Origin of the sequence: Segatella buccae ATCC 33574, from assembly GCF_000184945.1 — a bacterium.
Classification (GTDB): domain Bacteria; phylum Bacteroidota; class Bacteroidia; order Bacteroidales; family Bacteroidaceae; genus Prevotella; species Prevotella buccae.
The window spans coordinates 1,714,598-1,740,980 of the sequence record NZ_GL586311.1 but is presented as its reverse complement, the minus strand read 5'-3'; the positions used below and the strand labels follow the sequence as shown (position 1 = coordinate 1,740,980).

Here is a 26,383-nt window from a genome sequence, read left to right as displayed (position 1 = left end):
ATACAACTATTATGCAATAATCACAAAGTTCATGAGTTGTATGTCGTGTACATTAACACCAGCTTTAAAATAACAACTATAGGTGCTTCCCCCATCTGGCAAGTGTTATAAAGCTAATATTTCAGGGAAGGAATGTTGTTCTGCGACTCTCCTTTTTCCATGGAGAGTCTTTTGCGGAAACAAGACCTTTTCCATTTGCCACTGCTCTCCTTAAAAGGGGCAGGAGGGGAATATGTACACTTATTTGAAAAGTGCTCGGGAATAAATCACAATCATACCCATCAGGGACATCCCCATATAAGAAAAATTATTATCATATTTACATATTTTAAAAGATGCAGGCTTTAATATTAGCAGCCGGAATGGGAAAACGTCTTGGAGAATACACCAAAGACTCTACTAAATGTATGGTAAAAATAAATGGTGAATGCCTTATAGACAGAGTAATCAAGCAACTTCTAAAACATGATTTTAAACGCATCGTATTAGTTGTCGGATATAAGGGAAAAGAACTCATAGAACATATTGGAAATCAATATGGCGAACGCATTAAATATATAGAAAACCCCATCTATAATAAGACCAACAATATATACTCACTATGGTTGGCTCGAGATGTTTTGAGTGAAGATGACACTATCTTATTAGAGTCTGACATTATTTTTGAGGATTGCATTATAGACATGTTGGTAGAGAATCCGTATCCCAACCTCGCTCTTGTGGACAAATATCAAACTTGGATGGATGGTACGATGGTTCAAATTAATGGAGAACATGAAATTGTAAACTTCATACCAAAAGATGCCTTTAATTATAACGAGGTTGACGAATATTATAAGACAGTCAACATCTACAAATTCAGTAAAGATTTTAGTAAGAATTCTTATCTCCCTTTCCTTGATGCCTATTGCAAAGTCATGGGGAATAACGAATATTACGAGCAAGTTCTGAGAGTTATAACGTTACTTCAGAAATCAAATCTACATGCACTTCCCCTTAATGGGCAAAAATGGTATGAGATTGATGATGTCCAAGATTTAGACATCGCATCAAATATATTTTCAGATGAAGAAAAAATTCTTCAGAAATATCATAAAAGATATGGAGGGTATTGGCGTTTCCCTCATCTACTTGATTTCTGCTATCTCGTCAACCCTTATTTTCCAACTAAACGAATGAAAGATGAGATGTGTGCAAATTTTGATCAACTTCTTACCAACTATCCTTCCGGGATGGAAGTTAACTCGTTATTGGCAGGAAAATACTTCGGAATAAAAAAAGATATGTTGTTGTTGGAAATGGGGCTGCAGAACTTATCAAAAGTATTATGGAGAAACATATTGCTGGCAATATTGGAGTGATCTTCCCCACTTTCGAAGAGTATCCTAATAGGTTGGATAAAAAAAATATCATCCCTTTTATCCCCCAAAAAGAGAATTATAGGTATGGAGTTAACGATTTGATCACTTTTTTCGCTACGAAGGATATATCAACTCTCTTACTGATCAATCCAGATAACCCTTCTGGGAATTTTATTGCATCAAAAGACATCTTTACCCTCATTGCATGGTGCAAAAGGAAACATATAAGCCTCATCGTCGATGAGAGCTTTGTAGATTTCGCAGATGATTCACCAAATAACAGTCTCCTTCATAATGATATTCTTGAAAAATATAAAGATCTAGTGGTAATAAAATCCATTAGTAAATCATACGGTGTCCCCGGTCTGCGCCTTGGCGTTGCCTGCTCTTCCGATATAGAGTTGATCAATAAGTTGAAAAAAGAATTATCTATTTGGAACATCAATTCATTTGGAGAATTTTATATGCAACTGTTTGGAAAATATTCTACAGACTATCAAAAGGCTTGTGAGCTGTTTCGTGAAGAACGGAAAAGATTTTACCATAAGCTGCAAGACATTCCTTACTTAAAGGTGTTTCCTTCACAAGCAAATTTCTTCCTTTGTGAGATTATAGAGAAATACACCTCAGATGAACTTGGTATCCAACTTCTCAAAAGAAACATTTTAATCAGCAACTGTAATACAAAAAGTCATATAGACACCAAAAAACAATTCATCAGAATTGCGATAAGAGATCAAAAAGATAACAATAAACTTATCAGTGCATTAAAATGCCTATAATTGGCATGAGTAAGAGTATCATTAAAAACACGATAGCTAAAATGACACTTAATGTTTTCAACATTATAGTGCCCATACTCATATATCCATATATCTACAGAGTGCTCAGTGCGAAATCTGTTGGTTTTATAGATTACAGCACAACTCTTTATACTTATTTTAGTCTTGTAGGATTATTAGGTATTTATAATTACGGTCTTAGGGAAATAAGCAGATATAGGGACAATCATGTGAAAACTTTCTGGGTTTTCAGAAACTTGTTTGTTATTGGTTTAATAAGCAATATCATAATATCTATTTTATATTATCTATTCGTTTTTTTTCTCATAAAAGATCCCATCTTGAAAAAAATCATGTATGTCCAAGGGATCATGATTATCGGGCAGGTCTTTTATATAGAATGGATGAATGAAGCCCATGAAGACTATGGATTTATAACAATAAAGACCATTATTATACGGATTCTGAGCATATTCAGTATTTTTGTTTTCGTCACCTCCAACAAAGATTATTATATCTATGTTATCATTACTTCCATAACCTATATAATAAACAACGTCATTAGTTTTATCCATGTTAAGAAATTCATTACGCTAAATCCCAAACAACTTTTCCAACATTTAGACCTATTGCCTTTTTTACCTTCTCTGTTCTTGATCTTAATCCTAAACAACACTAACTTACTTTATACAATAGCTGACAAAACGATTTTGGGAACATTTTTCAATGCAGAAAGTGTTGCATATTATGGTGTTGGACAGAAAGTTTCAGAGATGATACGCATTCTATTTTTGTCACTTGTCTCCGTGACTATACCACGAATGTCATATTATTTAGAGAATGACTCCACTGCATATAAGCAGGGTATCATACGTTTAACGCGAACTACCATCCTGATAATAGCCCCCGTAGTATTTGGCGTTTACGCCCTATCGGACAATATTGTTCTACTATTTTCCGGAAAACAATATCTTGCTGCAATACCCACCTTGAAAATATTCGCATTCCGCATTATTGTTATCTCAACAGAAGCAATTATCTACAATCAAATCATTTTCCTCTTTCGTAAAGAAAAATTCCTTATGTTGATTAATGCCGGCTGCGGCCTATTAAATGTCCTCTTAGACCTTATCTTTCTAAAGATACTGACACCAGAGATAGCAGTCGCAACAACTATCTTCTGTGAAATTATTTTTCAAATAATTTGTTTGATATATATAAAAAAGACACTCAATATAGAAACAGGACTCCTCAAATCATATAACCTAAGGTACATCCTCCTTTCTCTATTTTTTATTCCCATTATTTTATTCATCAAAAATAACATGCACAATACAATTAGTATAATAATTGTTTCAATACTTTCATGCGCCTGCTTCTACATCTCGGTTTTATACCTGATAAAAGACGATATGGCCCAACAACTTTTTCATCGCTTAACTCATAAAAAAGACATATAATGCAAAAGCCCAGTTACCATAGTATTAAGAAAGACACTCCTAATTGGCCCATCAGACAATCTGTTTTGGTGGAATGGATATGTATGTGGATATCCCCATACTTTTCCAGATATTTTATCGCATGGAATTTAAGGCCTAATACTGTAACCATGTTTATGATAACATTTGGGGTAGTCGGATCCATTATCTTTTGCTTTCCACCTTTACCATGTAAAATCATCGGTTGTCTTTGTTTTTGGATGTGGTACATCATGGATTGTTCAGACGGTGAAGTTGCACGTTCAACCAAGCAATTCTCGAAATATGGTGTCGAAATGGATTTTATGGCTCATCTCATCAGCCATCCTTTGATGAATTTTTCCTTTTGGCTTACTTACATGCAAATGGACAAATACAACAGCACGATCATCACCATACTATTCTTGATCTTTGGATGCACAGAACTGATAAGCCGTAATATTATAGATATAAGTATATATCAAATGAAAAAAGAGGGATCAGGCCGCCCTTTACTTCCATTTTACAAGTATTTGTTTAACCAATTATCATGCTACCCGAACATAGCTCTATTTCTCTCGATTTTTATCATATTAGACATTGGTCATATTATAGATAGCGAATACATTCTTTATGTTCTATTTTCCACACATCTTGGTTCCACGGCAAATCTCTATATAAAAACATTGGTAAAATACTACAAATCAAAGTGAATATTACCACTTTATCTTTATTACAAAGTCATGGATAATTTTAGTAAAAACAGAGAGATGATTTCCACTCTATTAAAGTGGAAATGGATTTATCTTGCAGTTGCTTTTGCAAGTATTCTCCTCGGCATTATTGTTGCCATAAGCCTTCCCAAAAAATACACGGCAAAAGTCATGTTAGCACCAGAAAGCAATAATGGCAGCAACTCATTAGGTAATTTGAGCAATATTGCCTCTTCCTTTGGAGTGAATGTCAATGGGAATTCCCCTGATGCCATTGCGCCACAGTTCTATCCGAACGTTGTCATTTCAACTAATTTTATAGTCGGATTATGCAATATCCAAGTCACTTCCATTGATGGTAAACTACGCACATCCTTGTACGACTATTGTGCCAATTATCAGAAATCTCCTTGGTGGTTTGTTGGTAAAGGAAGGCAAAGACAACACTTGACAAAAAGAATAAATGCTTTTCGACTGACAAAAGAACAAGATGATGTCATTGAGTCTATTAAAGGAATGGTCGCTTGCAGCTATGATGAGCAATCTAACATCATCACCATCAAGTCCACCACTCAAGATCCATTAATAGCAACGACTCTTGTTGATTCAATGAGTGAACACTTGCAAAAATTCATCACAAACTATCGAACTTCGAAGGTCAGAAAGGATGTGGAAGATATAAAACAATTAGTCGCAGAGGCTAAACTAAAATACCAAAAGGCACAAGATACTTATGCAGCATATTGTGATGCTAACGAAGATGCTAATCTACAGAGTTTCATTTCTAAAAGAAATGAGATGGAGAATGAAATGCAATTAAGATACAATATCTACAACCAACTCATTCAGCAACAGCAGTTGGCTTTAGCCAAACTGCAAGAACGTACTCCGGTATATGCTGTTATACAACCGGCAACAGTACCGGTGAAACACTCTTCTCCTCATAAAGCCTTGATTGTCATCCTATTTTTTATAACCGGGATGTTTAGCGTAACCAGTATTGCACTGATAAAATCACAAATAGTCCACCAAAAGGCATAACCGTCAAATGGCCCTGGAAAAAAGACTAATTAATATAGAAAAGGAAAAGAAAAAACGGCCTTTGACCCATATAATTGGAGATATATTGTTTTTCTTCCTTATATTGGTCATCATGCTTGATCCGACAAATACTATTTTACACAAAAAAGATATATTTTTCGTTATCACGGTAGGATTTTGCATGTGTACAATAAAGCCTGATTGGTCTAAATTGCCAATCATACTATCTCTTTTTTGCTCCATCAGCATTCCTTGGATATTCTCTGTCATATCCAATAAGGAGGCAGAACTGGATACCATTGTCGCACTATACAAATCAATATCTCCTATAGTCCTACTACTTTGGATTAGAGAATTTGATCTCGTCAGAATAGCTAGAGGGCCGGTCATCATTTGTTGCCTTATCATGGATGCCCTTTTTACGATCATAAGTATTTTTCCCGAAACAGAAAGTTTCATCTTTCTATGGTCGGAAAGTAAAGACTACCCTATTATGATGGCCAGAAGATGGTTTCTTGGAATCGAGGTGTTCTGCATGTACTTGAAATCCTGCATATCCTTTGTCTTTGTAGCTCTCTTCTATATATATTCCTTCTTTAACAAATCCGACAGAGGGAGTAAAAGAATCCTATATTTAGCCATTATTCTTTTTGCGTTCAGCTTTAGTGGCACAAGAAGCACTATGCTCCTCCCTGTATTTCTTATTGGAATAACAGCCTACTATCAATATAAGGATAAAAAACATGCAAAATATTTCATGTATCCTATAATAACTATAATAGGAATCGGATTCACAACCTTGCTCATAGCCTTAATGACTGATACCAACGAAGCATCCAATGTCGTGAAATACGGTCACATCCCCTCCTATTTGTCCCTTTTTGGTGAACATCCTGAGTATATCTTATTTGGACAAGGCCCTGGCACTTATTTCTACAGCGAAGGATTTAATAAGATTGTTAATATAACAGAATGGTCCTACATCGAGTTATTCCGAAACTTTGGAATTTTCGCTTTGGTTATTATATGTATATTTTTTAAGCCTTTGGCTGTAATGTGGGAGAACAAGCAGGATAAACTTATTAGCTGTACTTTTTGGGCGTATTTGGCCTATCTTCTAATTGCAGGCACTAACCCACTACTTCTATCATCAACGGGCATGATCACTCTACTCATGGCCTATTCATACACAGAAATGCTTAAAAAGAAGCTTAATGATGAATTCTGAGAACTTAATAACGGTTCTAATGTCCTCATATAACGGGGAACGATATATAAGAGAACAAATAGACTCTATCCTCCACCAACAAGAAGTTAACATCAAATTATTTGTAAGGGATGACGGTTCTACGGACGGCACGCTACAAATTTTGAAAGAATATCAAGAGGCAGGATTACTGAATTTCTATACTGGTAAGAATCTAAAACCTGCCAGAAGCTTCATGCAGTTGCTAAAAGATGCTCCCCAAGCAGATTACTATGCTTTCAGCGATCAGGATGATTATTGGAAACCGACAAAACTGAATCAAGCCATCAAAAGATTAAAATTGAGTACAAATACTCCTGCGCTATATTTTTGTCAAACACAACTTGCCGATAAAGACTTAAAGCTCTTACCAAGCATAGAAATACATCCTCTGCTCACCTTCGGAGAAGCATTAATATATCAATTTATTGGTGGATGCACTATCGTTATAAACCAGCTTCTTCGTGATATAATTATACGCTATCAGCCCCAATACTTGCCAATGCATGATGTATGGCTTTATGATGTAGCACAAGCTGTCGGAGCCGATATCCACTTCGATGCGATACCACAAATTCTTTATCGCCAACATGATAAAAATGTTATCGGACAGGGATATAATGCCCTTACTGAATGGAAAAGAAGGCTAAGGCGTCTTACCCAATGCGAACATCTAAGATCAAGAATGGCTCAAGAAATCCTCAGAGGATACTCTGAGAATATGACAAAAGAAAATAGAATTATTGCTGGGAAAATAGCTAAACAAGATAGAAATATAAAAGAACGCCTATCCGTTGCCTTTGACAAACATTATATGGCTTCGGATTGGCGAACCTACATTCGTTTCCAAATCTGTAATTTTCTTAATTTAGTATGAAGAATCTCAACCCTAAGATTTCGCTCATCACGATTTCTTATAATAGTAAAAAACACATAGAAGACACTATACTTAGTGTAACCACTCAAAATTATGATAATTATGAATATATAATTATTGATGGAGCCTCTACAGACGGTACACTTGATATCATTAACAAATATCAAGATAAGATAACTACAATCATTACCGAACCAGATAAAGGCATCAGTGATGCTTTCAATAAGGGTATCAGACTATGCACAGGTGATATAATCGGCATCATTAATTCCGATGATATATTACTTCCGGGTGCATTAAGTGTGGTCGCAAAAAACTATGATGAAAAAACCGATATATACAGGGGAAACGAAATCATTTGGAACGATATTTCCAATGCTAAATTTAGGGAGAAACCATCAATGACCTTTCCTAAGCGACCTTTTTCTATCCATGTAACTCATGAAAGTAGTTTTATTACCCAAAAAGCTTATCATAAATTTGGTATTTATGATACAACCCTCCACTATATTATGGATTTAGATCTTCTGACACGAATGTTTCAACAAGGGGCAGAATTTAAATACATTAATTGCGATCTGGTGATGTTTCGATTAGGTGGCACCACCAGTGACTCTTTTACAAAAAAAAGAAAAGAATATATGCATTTCCTTATCAAGAATGGCTCCAACAAATTCCAAGCTGAACTCTATTGGACCTATTTGGTGTGCTTTGATAAAATAAAACAGTTATTGGATATAATTGATCCAGATTTAAAAAAGAAAATCAGATTAAAAAGAGCATAACTCTTATGGGGCTATAAAAGACAAGCATATTTATGAGAATTCTTCAAATTATCACCAAATCAGAACTTGGGGGAGCACAAAGCGTTCTTACAACATTAGTGAATTCACTTGTCCAAAATCACGAAGTTATAGTCGTAGGTGGTGAGGGAAACGGAAAAATGTGGGAAGTAATTAGTGATAAGGCCATAAAAATAAATTGTCCTTATCTCAAACGCTCAATTTCTATTATAAATGATATAAAGGCCACTTTCTTCCTTCATAAAATCTATCATCAATATAATCCGGATATTATTCATCTTCACTCTTCAAAAGCCGGAATACTTGGACGATTGGCTTTTCCAAAATGCAAAATTGTCTATACGGTACATGGTTTTGACTCAATAAGAATTGCATTCAGAAGAATGCTTCCTATTGAGAAAATTATGCAAACACGTTGTCAGGCTATCGTTGGAGTTAGTCAATATGATGTAGACAACCTGCATAATGAAGGTATTACTCACGGACTATCACTCATTTATAATGGGGTTGAACGACCAAAGACTATCAATAAAAAAGACATCGTATTTTCAACAGAAGTAAATAGCTATACTAAAAAGATCCTTTGTATAGCACGACTAACTCAGCCAAAACGACCTGATATTTTCATGGAAACAGCTAGTATGCTTCCTAATTATGCCTTTATCTGGATTGGAAACCAATTTGATGTCAATGAGCATCCAAACAATGTCTTTTTTATGGGCAATATTCCTCAAGCAAGTAGATATTGTCAAGAAATAGATGCTTTTATGCTTGCAAGTGACTACGAAGGGCTGCCCATGGTCATCTTGGAGGCTATGAGCTACGGAAAACCAATCTTTGCATCTAAGGTCGGAGGTACTTCTGAAATCGTTATGGAAGGGTATAATGGATATACGTTAAAAAATAAAGCTGATTTATTTGTTGAGAAAATAAAATATGTATTGGATGATCCAAAAATCTACAATGATTTTTCCCAACATTCATTAATGCTATATAATCAAAAATTTACGGCTCAAAAGATGATTGAAAATTACTATAATCTATACCGCACAATCTATGAAAAAAGACCATTTTAGTTAGTCTTCAAATACAAGAACACTCAACACTTACTTTTATTATAGCACACATTGTTAGAATAATAAATTCTAATATATTCTTTATGGCCTCCCCTGCACTGAATAACCATTTACGCCCCCTCTCTACTTGTTATATAGCCCCCTATTCCGAATTTTAAATAATAAAGCATCCACATAGCCGTTATAAATAAAAAATCAGATATGAATCAAAAGATTCCCCCTTATATTAAATGGAATGACGATAAAGATAATCCGCGGTTTATTGCCGACGGAATGAATGAGTTTGAAAGGAATATCAAACGTATTTTCGATTTTTTAGTTGCAGGGATATGCCTTGTGATTTTCTCCCCCCTTTTTCTTATCTGCTATATCATGGTGAAACGGGAAGACGGAGGGCCGGCTATTTTCAAGCAAGAGCGTATAGGACGGTTTGGCAGACCGTTTACGATTTATAAATTCCGCAGCATGAAAATGGATGCAGAGAAACACGGCCCACAACTCTTCGGACACAAGAAAGACCACCGGATGACAAAGATTGGCCGCTTCCTGCGCGACCATCATCTTGATGAGCTTCCCCAACTGTGGAATGTATTCAGGGGCGACATGTCTTTTATCGGACCACGCCCGGAGCGCAAATTCTATATTGACCAAATCATCAAAGAAGATTCCCGCTATCAGTTCCTTTATCAGATTCGGCCGGGGGTGACCTCATACGCCACATTATACAACGGCTATACCGACACCATGGAGAAGATGCTGAGACGCTTGGATTTGGATCTATACTACCTTGAACACCGCTCATGGTGGTTTGATGCCAAGATATTGGTCAAGACCTTTATCAACATTTTATTTGGCAAAGTGTTCTGACGACAGAAAATCTATCGACAATGATTACATAGAAGCAATAAGCTCATAAAAACAAAAAGGTTGGTATCCCGGCATACGGGTTGCCAACCTTTTGTTTTTTATCTTTCTCCAAAACGCTATTTCAGAATCTTTTAAAATACAGACGATACGTTTTGGATTTGAGTATCATGCGGGAACCATTCAGACTCTCTTTCAAGAAAGAATCTTCCAAACCGGATACTCCAAACATGGACAACACAGCAGCATCCGTCACCGGGATGTCTCCACCATCTTTCATATCCTCGTGTCCATGATCAGCATAAGGACTGAACACTTTAAGACTATCGCCCGTTTGAGAAAACCGCAGATAAAAGCTATCGGAAGTATAATCCGCATTTTGCAAACGAATCAATTTATGCTGCACAGCCCAAAACAAACGTTTCTGCCCCAACTCCGCTCTACCGCCCGTGCTGAGTGTATCGACCGCCACCAAATGCCAATAGCCATCGAGCTTCCCGTTGTCAGATGTTTCAAGTTCGCAACCGGTCATCGTCATCAAAGAGACCACCAACAGCGACACGAGCTGTAACTTATAGACATATTTCATTTTCACTTTCATCTCTCTAAAACTTTAAGATACCACTCTTCGACACTGTTAATTGAAAACCGGCATTGCTTCCAAGGATATGACCAAAATCCATGGCGTATGCTCCTTTCACATTCCAATTATGCTTGAAGTGATAAGCTGCCTCCAACAGAAAGCTCACATTGTGGTGTTTTTGCGTATAAGGTATAGCGTATGTGCCCCATCCCTCCTGATAGGTAGCCAAAACACGGTAGGCAATCCGGTCAGCCGGTCGGCCGTCAAATCCTAAATGGAAAGCCATAAAGCGATTGTCTTCCACCCCAATCTGCTCATTGGTATTGTAGATAGGAGACCGATAAAGCGGATTACCCATCACTTGTCCCCAATGCTGCCATCCGGGATAGTTGGCATGATTATAGTAATTGTCCATACCTGCCACATGGTCGGGGATGTTTTTGGTGTGGTCATGATTGTAAGGGCCGCTCTGAAATTTCGTATGGATGTATTCAAATACCATGTTGCGAAGCCAACGCCCATACTTGATGTTCAGCTCTGTGCCGAGCATGAAATCTTTCAGCTTGTAGAGATAGAAACGGCGGTCTTTCTTCACATTGTATTCCTCTCCGCTTCCATAGCCGTCATAGTCGAGATGGAGCAAGGCAGAATGGTCTTCAAAGAAATGATCGGCATAAAGCCGCAACGCCCATGAATCGGTATCATAATTGATTCGGGCCACCCAACTGCCCAGTTGGTTGCCCTCGATGTTACCATATTGCCCGTCGGAAGCATCCTGTCCACCGGGCAAAAAGGCATGCCACATCCCTTTAAATCCGCCATTGGCTTTGGTGGCAACCATTTTGCCTTCCACCAAATTATGACTTGTCCCTCCAAATTCGGCAGCCATCTCCAACCCCAGTTCCAGCGACCAAGGACAGAAGCGTTCCTCGCTGCCTATCTTCAAATAACCAGCCTTGCTGTGATAGCGCATATTATCGGCATATTTGGACTGACGGTGGGTAAAATCGTGCTGCCAGTTGTCATCAGTCATCATGCCATAGGCTATATGACCCTTGAGATGGAACCAGCGGCCGAAGATGGGCAGTGTCCAATACTCGGGCAGAGCCAAACGCGCCTGCGGCACGGGACGGGCATTGATGCCCAACGCTTGTGAACCACTGCTAAGCTGTTGGTTTTTCAGTTCCATGGGATATTCTTTGCTCCCCACCGTCAACACGCCATGCAACCAACGCCCTTCCACGAAGGCCTGCTGCACCACCACCTTGCTCGTATAATGGACCGGCACGACGACATCCACCCCATAGCCCACACCCCAGCGACGGGCCGAGTCGGTGCGGAGCGGACGAATCAGTGAGCCTCGCAGATAGCCGTTGCTCCTGTCAAGCGAACTGAGTCCGTGCCTATTGGCATTCAACCATAAAGGTGTCTTTCCATGGGAAAACGAACTTTGAGTTTCCACTCGATAATGAATGTCGTGTCCAAGATTCAGTTTCTCCGATTCAGCTCCTTCCTGCCAGGCATATTGCGCACCGGCCGAAAAGGGAATGGCCGTAAATGCTAAGGCACAGAAAGCATGAGTAAACTTAGTCATAATGATCAATAATATTGTAATAACGCCTTTTTCATCGCTTTATTACCCCATTGTCCATATTTCTCTCCCACGTTTCACAAACGCACCGCCCCCCGCACAAACAAATACAGGCCAGACACCACGGTCTTTCTACCATGGCACCCGGCCGCTATTCGGGTGTCTGCAAATGGGAGACTTGCCACATAGTTTATTCTTTCCGGAAAACCCTTTTCAATCGCCTCACGCCTTCCACACCAAGAATGGTGAGCCCACCATACTGGAAAGTCTTGGCCAGCCCGAAGAGTATCACCCACAAAGTGCCCTTGAGGCCGGTGCTGATGGGCAGGGCCATTTGTGCGAAAGACAATATATAGAAGGGTACGCACGCGAGCAAGACCAGCACCCCCGTGCGAAAAGACAAGCTGCCGAGCCAGGCCTTGACACGAATAAGCATCTTTTTCATCGGCCGTCTTGTTTCTTCAAAAGCCGGGCCACGGCCTTGTCCACTTCCGCCATGTCATGTGTGGGTTCGAAACGGGCTACAACACATCCCTTGCGATCGACAAGAAACTTGGTGAAGTTCCACTTAATGTCTGACTTGGCGGCATAGTCGGGATCCTGCTTTCTGAGCATCCCATCCATGAATTTCGCCTTCACGCCGGAGCCGAATCCCACGAATCCCTGTTGCTGCTTGAGATAGGCAAAGAGTGGCAGTTCGTCAGGGCCGTTGACCTCTACTTTCTCAAACTGCGGAAATTGGGTATCGAAGTTAGAAGTGCAGAACTGTCTGATTTCAGCCATACCGCCCGGAGCCTGCCCGCCAAACTGGTTGCAGGGGAAGTCGAGTATCTCTAATCCTTCACCGCGATACTTCTCATAGAGCGTTTCAAGCTCTTTGTATTGTGGAGTAAAACCACACTTGGTGGCGGTATTCACAATCAGAAGCACCTTACCCTGATACTGATCCAACGACACCTCGCGCCCTTCACTGTCTTTCGCCTTGAAGCCATAGACACTCTCCTGTGCTGTGACGCCCAACGTGAAGAGCATCAACAGTGCCATCAAAAGTTTTCTTTTCATCGATCCACTTGTTTTTTGTTTAATCTAAGTTTAGTTTTTATTATATTCACTTCATCAGTTTAATTTTCCGTCACGACATTGTCTGTGCTACAAATCTACGATAATTATTTAAAAAGATGATGGAAGACATCATCCATTTAATTCTCATTAACATATCATTGTACAGGGCATTATTAACTCCCAAACCAAGATCAGCCAAGCCTCATCCACCACAAAGAAGATATGGAGGAAACAGAGGTTTAGGGATTTTCCCCTCCCGCTTTAGGGAAAATCCTTTTGGCCGGTCGGCATTTAGCCCTATCTTTGCAACGTGAACAAGGGGGCACGGCTTGAAGAATTGAGCTTGCGACCGGCTCACACGGAAGATAAAATCTACAATTTAAAGCATACGGATATGAAGAAGCTAATAATTGCCTTTGCAGCACTGTTTTGCATAACAGTCTCGGCTCGCGCCATGAGTTACGAGCAGGCACGTGAACAAGCTCTTTTCCTCACGGACAAGATGGCGTATGAGCTGAATTTGACCGACGACCAATACGAGGCCGCCTACGAGATAAACCTCGACTACTTGATGAGCATCGACGATTACAACGACCTCTACGGCCTCTACTGGCAACAGCGCAACCTCGACCTGAGCTACATACTGCTTGACTGGCAATACAGGGCCTACTGCGCCGCCAACTACTTCTACCGCCCGCTCTATTGGGATGCAGGCTACTGGCACTTTGGCATTTATGCCCGCTATCCGCGTCGCAACTACTTCTTTTACGGTCGGCCGGATTTCTACGCATACTATCGTGGCAATCACAGCTGGCGGATGAACGGCGGGAGTTCGTGGTATCACGGACGCTCATGGGGCGGACCACGACCGGGAGAAGACCGCAGGTTCGGGATGAGAGACGGCTTCAACCGTGGCGACTATGGCAGAGGCATCACATTCGGCAACCGTGGCAACGGCTATAACAATGTGGGCAACCGCTCATTTGGCAACCAAAACCGACCCGCCGCACAACAGAACATGGGCAACCGCTCGTTCGGAAACCAAAGTCGCAACTCGTTCCCAAGCAACCGCTCATTCGGAAACACCTCTGGATATAACGGCAACCGCTCATTCGGCAATGGCACCCATCAGGGGGAAGGCCGCTCATTCGGCAACATGCCGGGCAGCCCGCGCCGCTCCTTCGTCGACGGTTCCATAGACCGGCAGAGCTCTACCCGCACCACAGTGACCAACGGCAATCCGGGCATACGCTCTTTTGGCAACAGTTCACGCCCAAGCACCACTCCAAATCAGACATTCACTCCACGCTCCACTCCGAGTCCTTCACCGGGCACACGCTCCTTTGGCGGCACAAGCCGGCAGTTTGGCGGAGGCAGCACCGGTTCGAGCAATGGAGGCAGCCCTTTCGGCGGACACAGATAAACGGCACAAAGACGAACCTGTCAAGTTAATATAAATATAATGGATTATCAAAAGATTTAGGATAACACTTTAGAGAGTTATGAACGGGGGGAGTTTTCCGATACGGAAAGCTCCCCCTCTGTTTTGCAATCTCTTGAAAAGGCCTATAAGTTCAATATTCTTACCTCAGCATTGCCCATCTTTGGCACTTCGCCCATAGGTTTGTCATAGTAGACGCTCTGAATGGCCTTATTGATGATGCCGTGTCCCACGGCCAGCACGCGCCGATCGGCATACTCAGCGCGTAGCCACGCTATAAAGCAATCGGCACGGGCCTTGATGGCCTCGAGCGTTTCCACATTGGCAGGCCACGGACTCACCCCCCGCAGGTCGGGGATGAACTTGCCGGTAAAGTCACCCCAGTCACGCTCGCGCAACAGCCGGGTGGTGACAACAGGCTGATGGTGCGGCTCGGCGATGATTTCGCAAGTCCGCACAGAGCGGCGAAGGTCACTCGCCACAAAGGCGTCAAACCGCTCACTGCGCATTTTGTCCCTCACCTCCTCGGCTTGTTCTATGCCCTTGGCGTTGAGCTCACCCTGCGTCTGCCCTTGGAGTATCTGTGCCGCATTGGCCACCGTTTCGCCGTGACGAACGAGATATAATACAGTCATTTCCTTACTTTTTGTGCACAAAAATACAAAAAAGACGAGACAAGAGCATAGACCGCATAGACTTTTTTCGTAACTTTGCAGAAAGTGAACTGCATTCGGCAATTTGAAAACAAATTTTCCTTGCGATCACTCAGATTACTTTTGCAAAAAATCATCATCGATATGAAAGTATTACAAAGTTCCTTTTTCCGTGCCATCATCGCCATCATCGTGGGCACACTGCTCATCAGATACCGCGAGGAGACAGCCACCTGGCTCACCATCCTCATCGGCGTTTTGTTTTTTCTCTCGGGAGTCATCTCCTGCACCGTCTACTACAGCCAAAAGAAGCGGGCGGGCGACACAGTGGTCTACGATGCCCAAGGCAACCAACTCACCGGGCTGCGGCCCAATTTCCCCATCGTGGGACTGGGAAGCCTTATCTTGGGTGTGATATTGGCGCTGATGCCCGGCACATTTCTTTATGGGCTGATGTACATTCTCGCTGCCATCCTCATCCTCGGTGCCATCAACCAGTTTGTGAATCTCAGCCTTGCCCGCAAGATTGGGCATGTGGGAGCGGGCTATTGGATTATGCCCTCCCTCCTTCTGCTGGCCGGCCTGTTTGTCATCGTAAAGCGCATCGACCCCATCTCCACCATGCTTTTCATCATCGGATGGTGTATGCTGATATACGGCATCGTGGAATGTGTCAATGCCATCAAGATACACAACGAGCGACGAAAGTATGAAGCCGTCCCCGGCCCCTCCGAAGGAGGGGAGTGCCTCACGGGAGAAAGCAATGAATCGTCTGCTTCAGAGGAGTAACAGGGAAGCCATATTTTCTCATAAGAGGAGGGCATGGTGCATCTCCTTATTATGCCGCCCCCCCTCATCCGGTCAGAAGCCGGATGAGGGGGGGCGGCATAATGGGGTAGTCCGCACGCATAGTGCGGATGACAACGAACATGCCGATATGCAGGGAAACACGAAATAATGGTTCAAAAAAATGGTATTATTCTCGAAAAGAATTATTTTTGTGCAGAATGATTTTTCAGAAATATGAAATTCGTAGACGGGAAAGAAGGACAGGCAGAAAAACTTGCACCTCACCACCTATAGCAAGAAACTTAGCCGGATTGCGAAAAAACATTACTTGAAGAATTAGAGCGATTGTCCGGACAAGACTTTACAACCGATTCGTCCGCCAAGAAAAATGAAAAAGGAATGTCATTCGGGCCACACGATGTTGCAAAAAAGCCACACTTGAAAGCTCACTCGGGCCGAACAAGAACGCAGAACGGGCCCTTTTGCAGTGCTATTTTGGCCGAATGACACTCCATATCAGGGTGGAAAAGCCCCCTTTAGGGGGTTAGGGATCTATTGGTGGATTGGAATCAAGAAAAAGGGAAGTGCTCCCACACTTCCCTTGCTCATGCAAAGATAACACTTTTTTCCTCCGAATGCAAATCGAAAAGGAAATATGCTTACACTTTCTTATTCCTTCGGCACAAGGCCTTCGATGTATTTGCAGAGAATGCCGATACCCTTGGCGTTCTCGCCACCCTGCGGAATGATGATGTCGGCATAACGCTTGGTGGGCTCGATGAACTGCTCGTGCATGGGCTTGAGCACCTCCAAATAACGTTCTACGACCATAGACACGGTGCGCCCGCGGTCGATGGTGTCGCGCTGAATGTTGCGAATGAGCCGCTCGTCGGGGTCGCAATCGACAAATATCCGGAGATCCATGAGATCGCGCAACTTCTTGTTGAGCAGTGTCATGATGCCCTCGATGATGATAACAGGCTTCGGTTCCACATGGATGGTTTCCGGGAGACGGTTGCACTGTATGTAGGAATAGGTGGGTTGCTCGATGGCCCGCCCCTCCCGCAAGTCGTTGATTTGCCTATGAAGCAGTTTCCAGTCGAAAGCGTCGGGATGGTCGAAATTGATGGCATGACGCTCCTCCTCGGTCATGTGGGTCGTATCGTTGTAATAGGAGTCAAGAGGCACCACAGCCACAAAGTGCGGCGGGAGGGTCTCCACGATTTTCCTGACCACGGTAGACTTGCCGGAGCCGGTACCTCCGGCAATGCCTATGATAGTGATTTTGTCATCCATATAAGTTGGGTTAAAGAGTTGTCACAATGCAAATGTCTCCGCATGGCCCACCAGTGGAAAGCCCTTGCGGAGACATGATGGCTAAAGTATGTCTTCAAACATGCGATGGTAATATTCCGCCTTTTTCTCCACAGCCATAGGATAGGCACGGCTGCTGCTGGGCAGACGGTAGAGACGCAGTGTGCGCCCTTCGAAGCCGAACTCCACATAGCCGCCCATCTTGAGGCCTTTGGCCTTGATGCCGTAGTGGTCGGTAAACACCTTGGTGGCCAACTGCCCGGCAGCCAATACGGCCCGGCATTGAGGCAAACAGCGCAACATGCCGTCAAGATCGGCCGGCTCCACGATATCGAGGTCTTTGTCGGAGGCGTTGTTTTTAGTGCGCCTAATGCGCAGTGCCGTGTCAAAGATGGCCACTCCCTTCTCTTTCAGAAAGGCCTTGAGTGCCTCCAGCCGATAGGTCTTGTGCGCTTCGTCCACAAAATGGAGCTTGTCGCCGAAGAAGCAGATGCCGAAAATGCGCCACATATCGTTCTGAAAGTTGGGGTAATACCATGGCATACACCAGCGGTGGGGAGCCGGCGGAAACGTGCCCAGCATGAGCAGACGCGCATTGGCAGGCAACCACGGCTCGAAAGGATGCGTCTCTATCTCCATTACTTCTGCTCCTTCAACAGATAGACCACCACGGGCAGATGGTCGCTGTAGCCGTTGAGCCACACACCGCCGGCCGTGGTGCGCTTGGGACTGCCCTTGTAGGGGCCCTCCTGCTGGAGCAGATAGTCACGGCGCACGATTTGGTTTTGCCAGAACTTGAGGGTCGAGAAGTCTTTGCTGCCTTTAGGATTGAGCAGATTGGGAGTCATCACAATCTGGTCGAAAAGGTTCCACGAACCCCGATAGCTCAAGGTACCTATGCCCTGCTTGGCCAACAGGTTATACCACGGGTTGTACATTTCGCCCTCTCCCACTTCGCTTATCTCGGCCTTGGCTCCCAGGGCCTCGGTCATACTCTTGTTCACAGGGTCGTCATTCATGTCGCCCATGACGAATATCTTGCATTCGCTGTCAAGACGCAGCAGCGAATCTTTCACCACCCGGGTCTGGCGGCCGGCACTCTCCCGATAGAACGGACCGCTGAAACGGCTGGGCCAGTGGCACACGATGAAGGCCACATGTTCATCGGCCATACGCCCGGTCACGGTGAGGAAGCCGCGGGTCTTGTAGGCACTGTCTTTCGCGAGTTCCTGCACGTAGGGCACCAGTTTCACGGTCTCCACGGTGAAAAGGGCAGGATTGTAGAGTAAGGCGCAGTCCACGCCTCGGCGGTCGGGCCCCTCTACGTGTACATATTTATATCCACGCGCGCGTAACTGAGGCTGGGCCACAAGGTCATCAAGCGCACGACTGTTCTCCACCTCGCTCAGTCCGATAACGGCACATCCCGTGTTGCGCAACGGCTCTTTGTCCGTGCCCATATCGGCAAGCGCCCGGGCCATGTTCTTCAGTTTGTTGGTGTAACGCATGGCATCCCAATGGTAGCTGCCATTAGGCAAAAAATCATAGTCGTTCTTACCGGCATCATGGCATGTGTCAAAAAGATTTTCCTGGTTGTAGAATCCAACGGCATAGCCCGAATACTTCTTTTGGGCTGAAACCGACATGCTTATCAATAGACAAGCAGCAATGAGCAATAAAGGTTTTTTCATATCAAAAATTTATAGTTATCAACTAATTGTTTTCTCGTCCACGCCCCCTGCCATCCAAAAAAGTAGGGAAACATTCTGCAAATATCGCTATTTAATCTGAATAAATCGCAAATTTCACGAAAATTTAATCAAAAAAACTTTCCTTTTCAAAATATATTTCGTTACTTTGCACTGAAAGTGAAAAATTAATTAAACATCGAACTATGCAAAACAAGGTAAAAATTGCAGTGATCGCTCTCTGCTATGCTCCTTTGGCCCTTGCTCAAACCAACAATGTCGAGCAAAAGGTGGCCAAAAACATGGACGAGAATGCCTTCACATTCACTGAAGCACAGTTGGGCGAAGACGACAACATGTCGCAAAACGTCACCATACTGAACTCCAACAGCAATGTGTATGCGTCGGAGGTGGGCTATCTCTTCTCGCCGGTACGGTTCCGCTATCGTGCCTTCAACCAGAAGTATAACGACATCTACATCAATGGAGCCCCGATGAACGATATGGAGACCGGACAGTTCCGCTATTCCGGCATTGGCGGTCTGAACAGATTTACCCGCAACGTAGATTTTGCGCTTCCCTTTGAGAGCAACAATTTCTCAATGCCCGGCATGGCCGGAAGCAACAACTACGATCTGCGTGCAGGAAGCATGGGGGCCGGCCATTACGTCTCGGTAGGTGCTGCCAACCGCAACTATACTCTGCGCGGCATGTACACATACGCCTCGGGCTTCAACAGCAAGGGTTGGGCGGTGGCTGCCGGACTCACCTACCGCTGGGCCAACCACGGATATGTGGAGGGCACTTTCTACAATGCGCTGTCTTACTATTTCGGTGTGCAGAAGAAATGGAACAACGGCCACAGTCTGGCTTTTAGCACATGGGGCAACCCCACGGAGCGTTCCACACAGGGCGCATCGACCGATGAAGCCTATTGGCTGGCCAACGACTATCAGTACAACCCCTACTGGGGCTACCAGAACGGACACAAGCGCAATTCGCGCGTAGTCAACGACTTCGCTCCGTCGGCCCTGTTCACATGGGACTGGGACATCAACGACGACATGAAGTTGACCACCACGGTCTTCGGAAAATACAGCATGTACAAGAGCACCAGACTCAACTACAACAATTCCGAAAATCCGCAACCTGACTATTGGAAGTCTATGCCAAGCAGCTTTGTCGACGTGTGGGGAACATCAGCATCGGCATCGGGCATCGCCTTGTGGCAGACGGCCTACAATTACTGGACCGCCAGCAAGGCCAACCGACAAATCAACTGGGACAACCTCTACGAGGCCAACCGGCAGAATGCTATCCTTGGCGGTGACGCACTCTACTATGTGCAGGCCAAGCACAACGACAACTTGATGTTCAACCTTGCATCTACGCTGACCACTCAGCTCACTAAAGATTCAAGGCTCAACGGCGGTTTGGTGCTCGCACAAAACATAGGTCGGCATTACCAGACGATGGAGGACATGCTCGGTGCCAAATCGTTCCATAACATCAACACCTACGCACTGGGGAACTATGCCGCTGACAATCCCTACATACAGTATGACCTCAACACCGCAGGCCCCAACGGCTTGGGCAAACTCGTCTACGAGGGAGACAAGTTCGGCTACGACTATGACCTCCTTGTGCAGAAAGGATTGCTTTGGGCCAACTACGCGGCCAATGTAGGCCGCTGGCAGCTGATGATGGCCGGCAAACTGGGAGAGACACAGATGCGTCGCAAGGGCTACATGCGCAATGGTATGTTTGCCGACAACTCCTACGGCAAGAGCGGCAGGGCTCGTTTCGGCGAGGGAGGCGCGAAAGGTAGTGCCACACTCAATGCAGGCCATGGCCATGTGTTTAAGATTGGTGCCGGCTACGAGTGGCGGCCACCTATGGCTTCTACGGCCTTCATCTCCCCGGAAGTGAACAACGACTATGTGCTTAATCTGGGTGATGAGCATGTGTTCAGCAGCGATTTCAGCTATCAGTATCAAACCTCATGGCTCCATGCCAACGTAAGTGCCTACTTCAGCTACCTCGACCACGTGACCGAGTGGCAGAACTACTTCTCCGACTACGACAACTCGTTCACCTACGTGAGCATGACGGGCATCAAGAAGAAGTATTATGGTGTGGAAGCCGGACTTGACTTCAAGCTGACCTCCTTCCTCAACCTCCAGACCATCGGCACATGGGGCGATGCACGCAACATCAACAACGCTCAGGTGACTTACATGAATTCCACTTCAGCTGTGATGAAGCAGGACATCGTATATAATAAGAACATGCGTGAGGCCAGCACTCCGCTCACAGCAGGAAGCATCGGTCTGGACTTCCACCAGGGTGGTTGGTTTGCCAGCCTCAATGCCAACTACTACGACCGCATCTACCTCTCCTACTCGCCGATCTATCGCTACGGCAAAGTGCTGAGAGCCAACGGCAATGTCGACAACGAAGGCAACTATGTCGTGCCCGGACAGGCTAAGGGCCACGGTGGTTGGATGTTGGACGGCAGCATCGGCAAGAGCGTGCGCCTGAAGCACGGACAGCTCAACTTCAACCTCATGGTGACCAACATTCTCAACAACCAGACGATTGTAAATGGTGGCTATGAGCAAAGCCGTCTTGACGCTTCCTTCACCGATGCCGGTGAACGCAACAAGGAGCGCACCTACAAGTTCTCCAAGAATCCTAAGAAGTATTACATATTCGGTACCAACGGTATGTTCCAGGTATCTTACAGATTTTAATTCATTGCACTCATGAAGAAGATTAAATATATCATCATGGCCATGACCGGCGTGCTCTTCGCTTCCTGCATGGGTAGCGACTATGCCGAACCGGCAAGCAAGCAGCCGGAGATCAAGCAAACCAATGTTATCTCCATCGACTCGCTGAAAACAATCAAGGAATATAGCACAGCCATCAATGGTAACAGCTACAAGGAAATCACCGAAGACATACAGATACTCGCCACTGTCACCGGCAACGATGCACAAGGCAATTTCTACAACCAGATATCCTTGCAGGACAAGACAGGCGGTATACTCGTACGCATCGGTAAGGGTGGTCTCTACGGCGATTTGCCCGTAGGTCAGCAGATTCTCCTCAACCTCAAGGGACTCTATATCGGTGGCTACGGCAAGCAGGCACAGCTCGGTACGCTCTTCGAGGGGTCGGTGGGCAAAATAGACCGCTTCACATGGTCCACACTCTACGGAAAAGTCGGCAACATCGACTTGAACTATAAGGAGACGCTCGGAGAAGAGTTTGATGTGACCAAAATGTCAGATGCCGACTATATAGCCAAACATGCCGGCCGGCTGATGACCATCAAGAACGTATCGTTCCAGGATGCCAATGGCAAGAATGTCTATGCCCCCAAAGATGGAAGTGCCACAGTACAGGGTGGCAGTGTCAACCGTGCACTGAATGAATACAACTCCAGAAACATCGTTGTGCGCACAAGTACATTTGCCGACTTTGCCAATGCCAAACTGCCCTCGGGCAAGCAGAACATCACCGGCATCTTCACCCGTTACAACAACACTTGGCAGATCACCCTGCTCTCGGCCGACGATGTGCAGACCGCTAACAAGTATCAAGGTATCGACGGCACTGGTGAAGGCACCATCGAGTCTCCCTACGATATAGCCAGAGCTCTGAGTCTGATAGCCAAAGGGGCCCACAATCCCACCGAGGAAGTCTACATCACAGGTATTATCTCCGATATCAAGAGCATATCCCTTCAATACAAAAATGCCGACTACTACCTGTCAGACGATGGAAAGACAGACAAGCAGCTCATGGTGTTCCGTGGGAAATATCTCAATGGAGCCGACTTTACGGCAGAAGACCAAATCAAGGTGGGGCAGAAAGTGACCATCGTAGGCAAACTGAAGCTCTATAACACGACACCGGAAGTGGAACAAGGCAACAAGATTATTTCCATCAAATGATGGTCCGTCAAACAACTAACACATTCAGAAACAAAAATAAAAATCGAAATAAACATGAAAAAGCTTATTTATTCAATGGTGGCACTGGCTATGACAGCCATGACATTCACAAGCTGTGAAGATGTACCTATGCCTTACAACTTGCCGCAGAAAGAAGATGTGAAGCCGTTACCCGAGGCCAAGGGTTCGGGCACAAAGGAAGACCCATACAATGTGGCTGCTGCTTTAGGGAAAATCAAGGCACAGGCTGCCAATGTCAATACAGAGCCGATGTATGTGAAAGGCAAGATTGCATCCATCAGCAGTGTGGAGACAGCAACCTACGGCAATGCTACCTATTACATCTCCGACGACGGCACTGCCACCAACCAGCTCTATATCTTCCAAAGCCTCTATTTGGGCAACAAGAAGTTTACTTCACAAGAGCAAATCAAGGTTGGCGATGAGGTAGTCGTTTACGGCCCGTTTGTCAACTACAACGGCAATAAGCCTGAGACAGTCGGCAAGGGTGCCACCTATCTTTACTCGCTCAACGGCAAGACTGAAGAAGGCGGCAACACCGGTGGCGAGACCGGTACGCCGAAGGGCGATGGCACACAGGCCTCTCCGTTCAATGCGGCTGCAGCTGCAAAGGCCGCAAAAGCCCTTGATGAAAGTGGAAAGGTGGAGAATGTGTACATTACAGGTATCGTTTCTTCAGTGAAGGATGTAAATACCCAGTATGGCAATGCCACCTACGCCATTTCAGACGACGGCAAAGAAGCCGGCCAGTTCTCCGTATTCCGCGGTCTGTATCTGGATGGTGCCAAGTTCACCTCTGCCGACCAGATTAAGGTGGGTCAGAAAGTAGTCATCCTCGGTACACTCGTCAACTACAAAGGCAACACCCCCCAAGTGGCCCAAGGCAGCAAGATCATCTCTATCGACGGCGGATCTACAACCCCAGAAACACCGCAAACCGGAGAGAAGACCATCACTATAGATGCTACAGGCATGGGCTTCACCAAAGGCCAACCGCTGACAGTCTTCACCAGCACAGACGGGACGAAACTGGAGTTTGCACAAGGAAGTGGCAAGTCTGCACCGGCTTACTACGATGGCACCTACGCTTCTGTCCGCATGTACGCTCAAAACACACTGACCGTGACAGCCACCAAGGAGATTGCCAAAATAGTCATCATGACATCTGATCCTTACACTAAGGATGGTGTTACCACAAAATACAATGGCAACAATGAAGCCTTTGCACAAGTGGGAGCCAATAAGTTTCCCATCACCAAAGATAGCGACACCCAGATCAGCTTCAATGGCTTGAACGGGAAAACTGTGGTCATCAACAACGACTTTACAGAGTCAAAGGGTGGCATCCAGCTCCGTGTAAAGAGCATCATCATCACCTATAAATAAAGGATGATACCAAGAAAATATCCCCAATAATTTGGCAGGGTGCAAAATTCTTTGTAATTTTGCACCCTGTTACGTTGTGACAAGAAGTTAATAACAATAATATTTAGATCAAAATGAAAAAAGGTATTCATCCCGAAAACTATCGTCCCGTCGTATTCAAGGATATGTCCAACGGCGATATGTTCCTCTCAAAGTCTACATGCAAGACCACAGAGACAGTAGAATTTGAAGGCGAAACTTACCCTGTGCTCAAGATAGAAATCTCCAGCACTTCCCACCCGTTCTACACCGGTAAGAGCAAGCTCGTTGATACGGCCGGTCGTGTTGACCGCTTCATGAACCGCTACGGTAAGTTGAAGAAGTAAGCATATATCCTTTTCATCAAGTATATATCCCCATTTTAGAAGTGCGTTCGGGCGTAGTTGCATATACGGTCGGTCGCACTTCTTTGTTTTTATCCATAGCAAAATGAAACAAACCAGACTTTTCTTTATCGCCATCGCAGCGTTGCTCATCAGTATTTATGCCTGCGGAGGAGACGACAACACCGGAAACGGCGGAGACACTGCCAACAACAATAAAAATATGGTCACAGTAGGTGTTCCGCAAGAAGTGTTACGACTCGAATTTCCCAAAGTGAAAGGCGGAACAAGCGAGGTGATTGTACACTCAACCTCTGCATACGGCATGACCTACGCTCTTGAATGGGATCACACCAAACGCGCACAACGCTGGACTTGCTTCCAAATCTATGCCGGCAACAGGGCCAAGAATTGGGCGCGCAAAAACTGGGGAAGCACTCAGTGGGGAGGAGACCCGTTTCAGCGTGATCCTAAAGTGCCGGCTAACGAGCAGCCCTCGGTGCGGGGTGAGTTCAGTGGAAGCCATCATCCGGTCACCAACTCCTATTTTCAACGCGGGCATATCTGCGCATCGGAAGACCGTGTCTATTCGAAAGACGCCAATGAACAGACCTTCTACATGACTAACATGATGCCGCAGGTATCAAACCTTAACGAAGGAGTGTGGCAGAAGTTGGAAGCACGAGTGCGCACGTTGGCTGCCGATAGCAAAACCGACACCCTTTACATTTGCAAGGGGGGCACCATAGACCGAAACGACCAGATATTGACCCGCACCAGAAGCGGCTTTATCGTGCCCCGATACTTCTTCATGGCCTTACTGGCCAAAAACAAATTGGGCTATAAGGCCATAGGTTTTTGGGTGGAGCATCTTGATGAAGACCACAGCCGCGACAATCTGGCCAACTACGTGGTCAATATCGACAAACTGGAGCAGCTCACAGGCCTTGACTTCTTCTGCAATCTGCCCGACGACATAGAGAACAGAGTGGAAGGTCTGGCGACGGAAAATGTGATGAAAGCTTGGGGATTCAACAAATAAAACACGTTATTTGTTTTTCACCATTTTGCCGTCATGCTATCACTATCCCTATAATCATAAGACACTCAACGCTTTACGGCTGACACTAAAGATGATGGCATGACAGCAAACTGATGTCATAACAACAAAAAGCCGCACGCTCTAAAGTTGAGACGTGCGGCTTTGCTTATTGTCACGAGATTTAAAAAGTGTCTTTAGTGTTTCACGAGCCGGTGCTTGGTGTCACTGGTGCGAGGCTTCACCACATTCCGACTCCCGAAGAAACGCTC

23 protein-coding genes and 1 pseudogene are annotated in these 26,383 nt (G+C 44.7%); 16 read left to right on the top strand and 8 right to left on the bottom strand.

Going from position 1 to position 26,383, the window contains the following annotated elements:
• Positions 1-335: 335 nt before the first annotated feature.
• From HMPREF6485_RS06645 to HMPREF6485_RS06600, 9 genes and pseudogenes are all read left to right on the top strand, one after another.
• Positions 336-2,143 (top strand): annotated as a pseudogene (locus HMPREF6485_RS06645) (aminotransferase class I/II-fold pyridoxal phosphate-dependent enzyme).
• On the top strand, positions 2,134-3,603 hold the full coding sequence (locus HMPREF6485_RS06640; protein WP_004345551.1) for an oligosaccharide flippase family protein: 1,470 nt from the start codon (positions 2,134-2,136) through the stop codon (positions 3,601-3,603). The pseudogene HMPREF6485_RS06645 and the gene HMPREF6485_RS06640 overlap by 10 nt, the downstream one beginning before the upstream one ends.
• Positions 3,603-4,313 (top strand): CDP-alcohol phosphatidyltransferase family protein, encoded by a 711-nt coding sequence (locus HMPREF6485_RS14500; protein ID WP_004340216.1) that lies wholly within the window; start codon positions 3,603-3,605, stop codon positions 4,311-4,313. The genes HMPREF6485_RS06640 and HMPREF6485_RS14500 overlap by 1 nt, the downstream gene beginning before the upstream one ends.
• Positions 4,314-4,343: 30 nt before the next feature.
• Entirely contained in the window at positions 4,344-5,354 is a 1,011-nt protein-coding gene (locus HMPREF6485_RS06625) for a Wzz/FepE/Etk N-terminal domain-containing protein (protein WP_004345548.1), read from the top strand.
• Between the two features lie 7 nt (positions 5,355-5,361).
• Positions 5,362-6,582, top strand: coding sequence for a ligase (locus HMPREF6485_RS06620; RefSeq protein WP_004345547.1), 1,221 nt, complete (start codon positions 5,362-5,364; stop codon positions 6,580-6,582).
• Positions 6,569-7,477: a glycosyltransferase family 2 protein gene (locus tag HMPREF6485_RS06615; RefSeq protein WP_004345546.1), complete on the top strand. Its 909-nt coding sequence runs from the start codon at positions 6,569-6,571 to the stop codon at positions 7,475-7,477. Before HMPREF6485_RS06620 ends, HMPREF6485_RS06615 begins: the two co-directional genes overlap by 14 nt.
• The gene (locus tag HMPREF6485_RS06610) at positions 7,474-8,262 is read left to right on the top strand and encodes a glycosyltransferase family 2 protein (RefSeq protein ID WP_004345545.1); all 789 of its coding nucleotides are present in this window, start codon (positions 7,474-7,476) and stop codon (positions 8,260-8,262) included. The genes HMPREF6485_RS06615 and HMPREF6485_RS06610 overlap by 4 nt, the downstream gene beginning before the upstream one ends.
• 32 nt (positions 8,263-8,294) lie before the next feature.
• The gene (locus HMPREF6485_RS06605; RefSeq protein ID WP_004345543.1) at positions 8,295-9,356 is read left to right on the top strand and encodes a glycosyltransferase; all 1,062 of its coding nucleotides are present in this window, start codon (positions 8,295-8,297) and stop codon (positions 9,354-9,356) included.
• A gap of 201 nt (positions 9,357-9,557) precedes the next feature.
• Positions 9,558-10,223, top strand: a complete 666-nt coding sequence (locus tag HMPREF6485_RS06600) for a sugar transferase (RefSeq protein ID WP_004340210.1) — start codon at positions 9,558-9,560, stop codon at positions 10,221-10,223.
• A 121-nt stretch (positions 10,224-10,344) separates the two neighbouring features.
• On the opposite strand, the gene HMPREF6485_RS06595 is transcribed toward HMPREF6485_RS06600, so the two are convergent.
• The 4 genes from HMPREF6485_RS06595 to HMPREF6485_RS06580 form a co-directional block, all read right to left on the bottom strand.
• Entirely contained in the window at positions 10,345-10,809 is a 465-nt protein-coding gene (locus HMPREF6485_RS06595; RefSeq protein WP_371829280.1) for a lipocalin-like domain-containing protein, read from the bottom strand.
• A 16-nt stretch (positions 10,810-10,825) separates the two neighbouring features.
• Positions 10,826-12,397, bottom strand: coding sequence for a capsule assembly Wzi family protein (locus HMPREF6485_RS06590; RefSeq protein ID WP_004345540.1), 1,572 nt, complete (start codon positions 12,395-12,397; stop codon positions 10,826-10,828).
• Between the two features lie 187 nt (positions 12,398-12,584).
• Positions 12,585-12,839 (bottom strand): hypothetical protein, encoded by a 255-nt coding sequence (locus tag HMPREF6485_RS06585; RefSeq protein WP_004340207.1) that lies wholly within the window; start codon positions 12,837-12,839, stop codon positions 12,585-12,587.
• A complete protein-coding gene (locus tag HMPREF6485_RS06580; RefSeq protein WP_004345538.1) occupies positions 12,836-13,456 on the bottom strand; it encodes a glutathione peroxidase in 621 nt (206 codons plus the stop codon). Before HMPREF6485_RS06580 ends, HMPREF6485_RS06585 begins: the two co-directional genes overlap by 4 nt.
• A gap of 394 nt (positions 13,457-13,850) precedes the next feature.
• Here HMPREF6485_RS06580 and HMPREF6485_RS06575 point away from each other — a divergent pair, with 394 nt between their 5' ends.
• A complete protein-coding gene (locus HMPREF6485_RS06575) occupies positions 13,851-14,879 on the top strand; it encodes a hypothetical protein (protein WP_044126312.1) in 1,029 nt (342 codons plus the stop codon).
• Positions 14,880-15,022: 143 nt separating this feature from the next.
• Here the strand turns inward: HMPREF6485_RS06575 and HMPREF6485_RS06570 are convergent, their stop codons facing one another.
• Positions 15,023-15,532, bottom strand: a complete 510-nt coding sequence (locus tag HMPREF6485_RS06570) for a histidine phosphatase family protein (protein WP_007411549.1) — start codon at positions 15,530-15,532, stop codon at positions 15,023-15,025.
• Between the two features lie 162 nt (positions 15,533-15,694).
• On the opposite strand from HMPREF6485_RS06570, the gene HMPREF6485_RS06565 reads away from it, so the two are divergent.
• A complete protein-coding gene (locus HMPREF6485_RS06565) occupies positions 15,695-16,339 on the top strand; it encodes a DUF308 domain-containing protein (RefSeq protein WP_044126310.1) in 645 nt (214 codons plus the stop codon).
• Between the two features lie 669 nt (positions 16,340-17,008).
• On the opposite strand, the gene udk is transcribed toward HMPREF6485_RS06565, so the two are convergent.
• From udk to HMPREF6485_RS06550, 3 genes are all read right to left on the bottom strand, one after another.
• A complete protein-coding gene (udk, locus tag HMPREF6485_RS06560; RefSeq protein ID WP_004340202.1) occupies positions 17,009-17,635 on the bottom strand; it encodes a uridine kinase in 627 nt (208 codons plus the stop codon).
• Between the two features lie 81 nt (positions 17,636-17,716).
• On the bottom strand, positions 17,717-18,292 hold the full coding sequence (locus HMPREF6485_RS06555) for a uracil-DNA glycosylase family protein (protein ID WP_004345532.1): 576 nt from the start codon (positions 18,290-18,292) through the stop codon (positions 17,717-17,719).
• Entirely contained in the window at positions 18,292-19,344 is a 1,053-nt protein-coding gene (locus HMPREF6485_RS06550; protein ID WP_004345531.1) for an endonuclease/exonuclease/phosphatase family protein, read from the bottom strand. Before HMPREF6485_RS06550 ends, HMPREF6485_RS06555 begins: the two co-directional genes overlap by 1 nt.
• A gap of 203 nt (positions 19,345-19,547) precedes the next feature.
• On the opposite strand from HMPREF6485_RS06550, the gene HMPREF6485_RS06545 reads away from it, so the two are divergent.
• The 5 genes from HMPREF6485_RS06545 to HMPREF6485_RS06525 all read left to right on the top strand — a co-directional run bounded on the left by HMPREF6485_RS06545 (position 19,548) and on the right by HMPREF6485_RS06525 (position 26,114).
• Positions 19,548-22,094, top strand: a complete 2,547-nt coding sequence (locus HMPREF6485_RS06545) for a TonB-dependent receptor (RefSeq protein WP_004345529.1) — start codon at positions 19,548-19,550, stop codon at positions 22,092-22,094.
• 12 nt (positions 22,095-22,106) lie between these two features.
• Positions 22,107-23,303, top strand: coding sequence for a DUF5689 domain-containing protein (locus HMPREF6485_RS06540; RefSeq protein ID WP_004345528.1), 1,197 nt, complete (start codon positions 22,107-22,109; stop codon positions 23,301-23,303).
• A gap of 54 nt (positions 23,304-23,357) precedes the next feature.
• Positions 23,358-24,710 (top strand): hypothetical protein, encoded by a 1,353-nt coding sequence (locus HMPREF6485_RS06535; RefSeq protein ID WP_004345526.1) that lies wholly within the window; start codon positions 23,358-23,360, stop codon positions 24,708-24,710.
• A 113-nt stretch (positions 24,711-24,823) separates the two neighbouring features.
• Entirely contained in the window at positions 24,824-25,075 is a 252-nt protein-coding gene (locus HMPREF6485_RS06530; protein ID WP_004340196.1) for a type B 50S ribosomal protein L31, read from the top strand.
• A 103-nt stretch (positions 25,076-25,178) separates the two neighbouring features.
• Positions 25,179-26,114: a DNA/RNA non-specific endonuclease gene (locus tag HMPREF6485_RS06525; RefSeq protein ID WP_004345525.1), complete on the top strand. Its 936-nt coding sequence runs from the start codon at positions 25,179-25,181 to the stop codon at positions 26,112-26,114.
• Positions 26,115-26,383 lie beyond the last annotated feature (269 nt).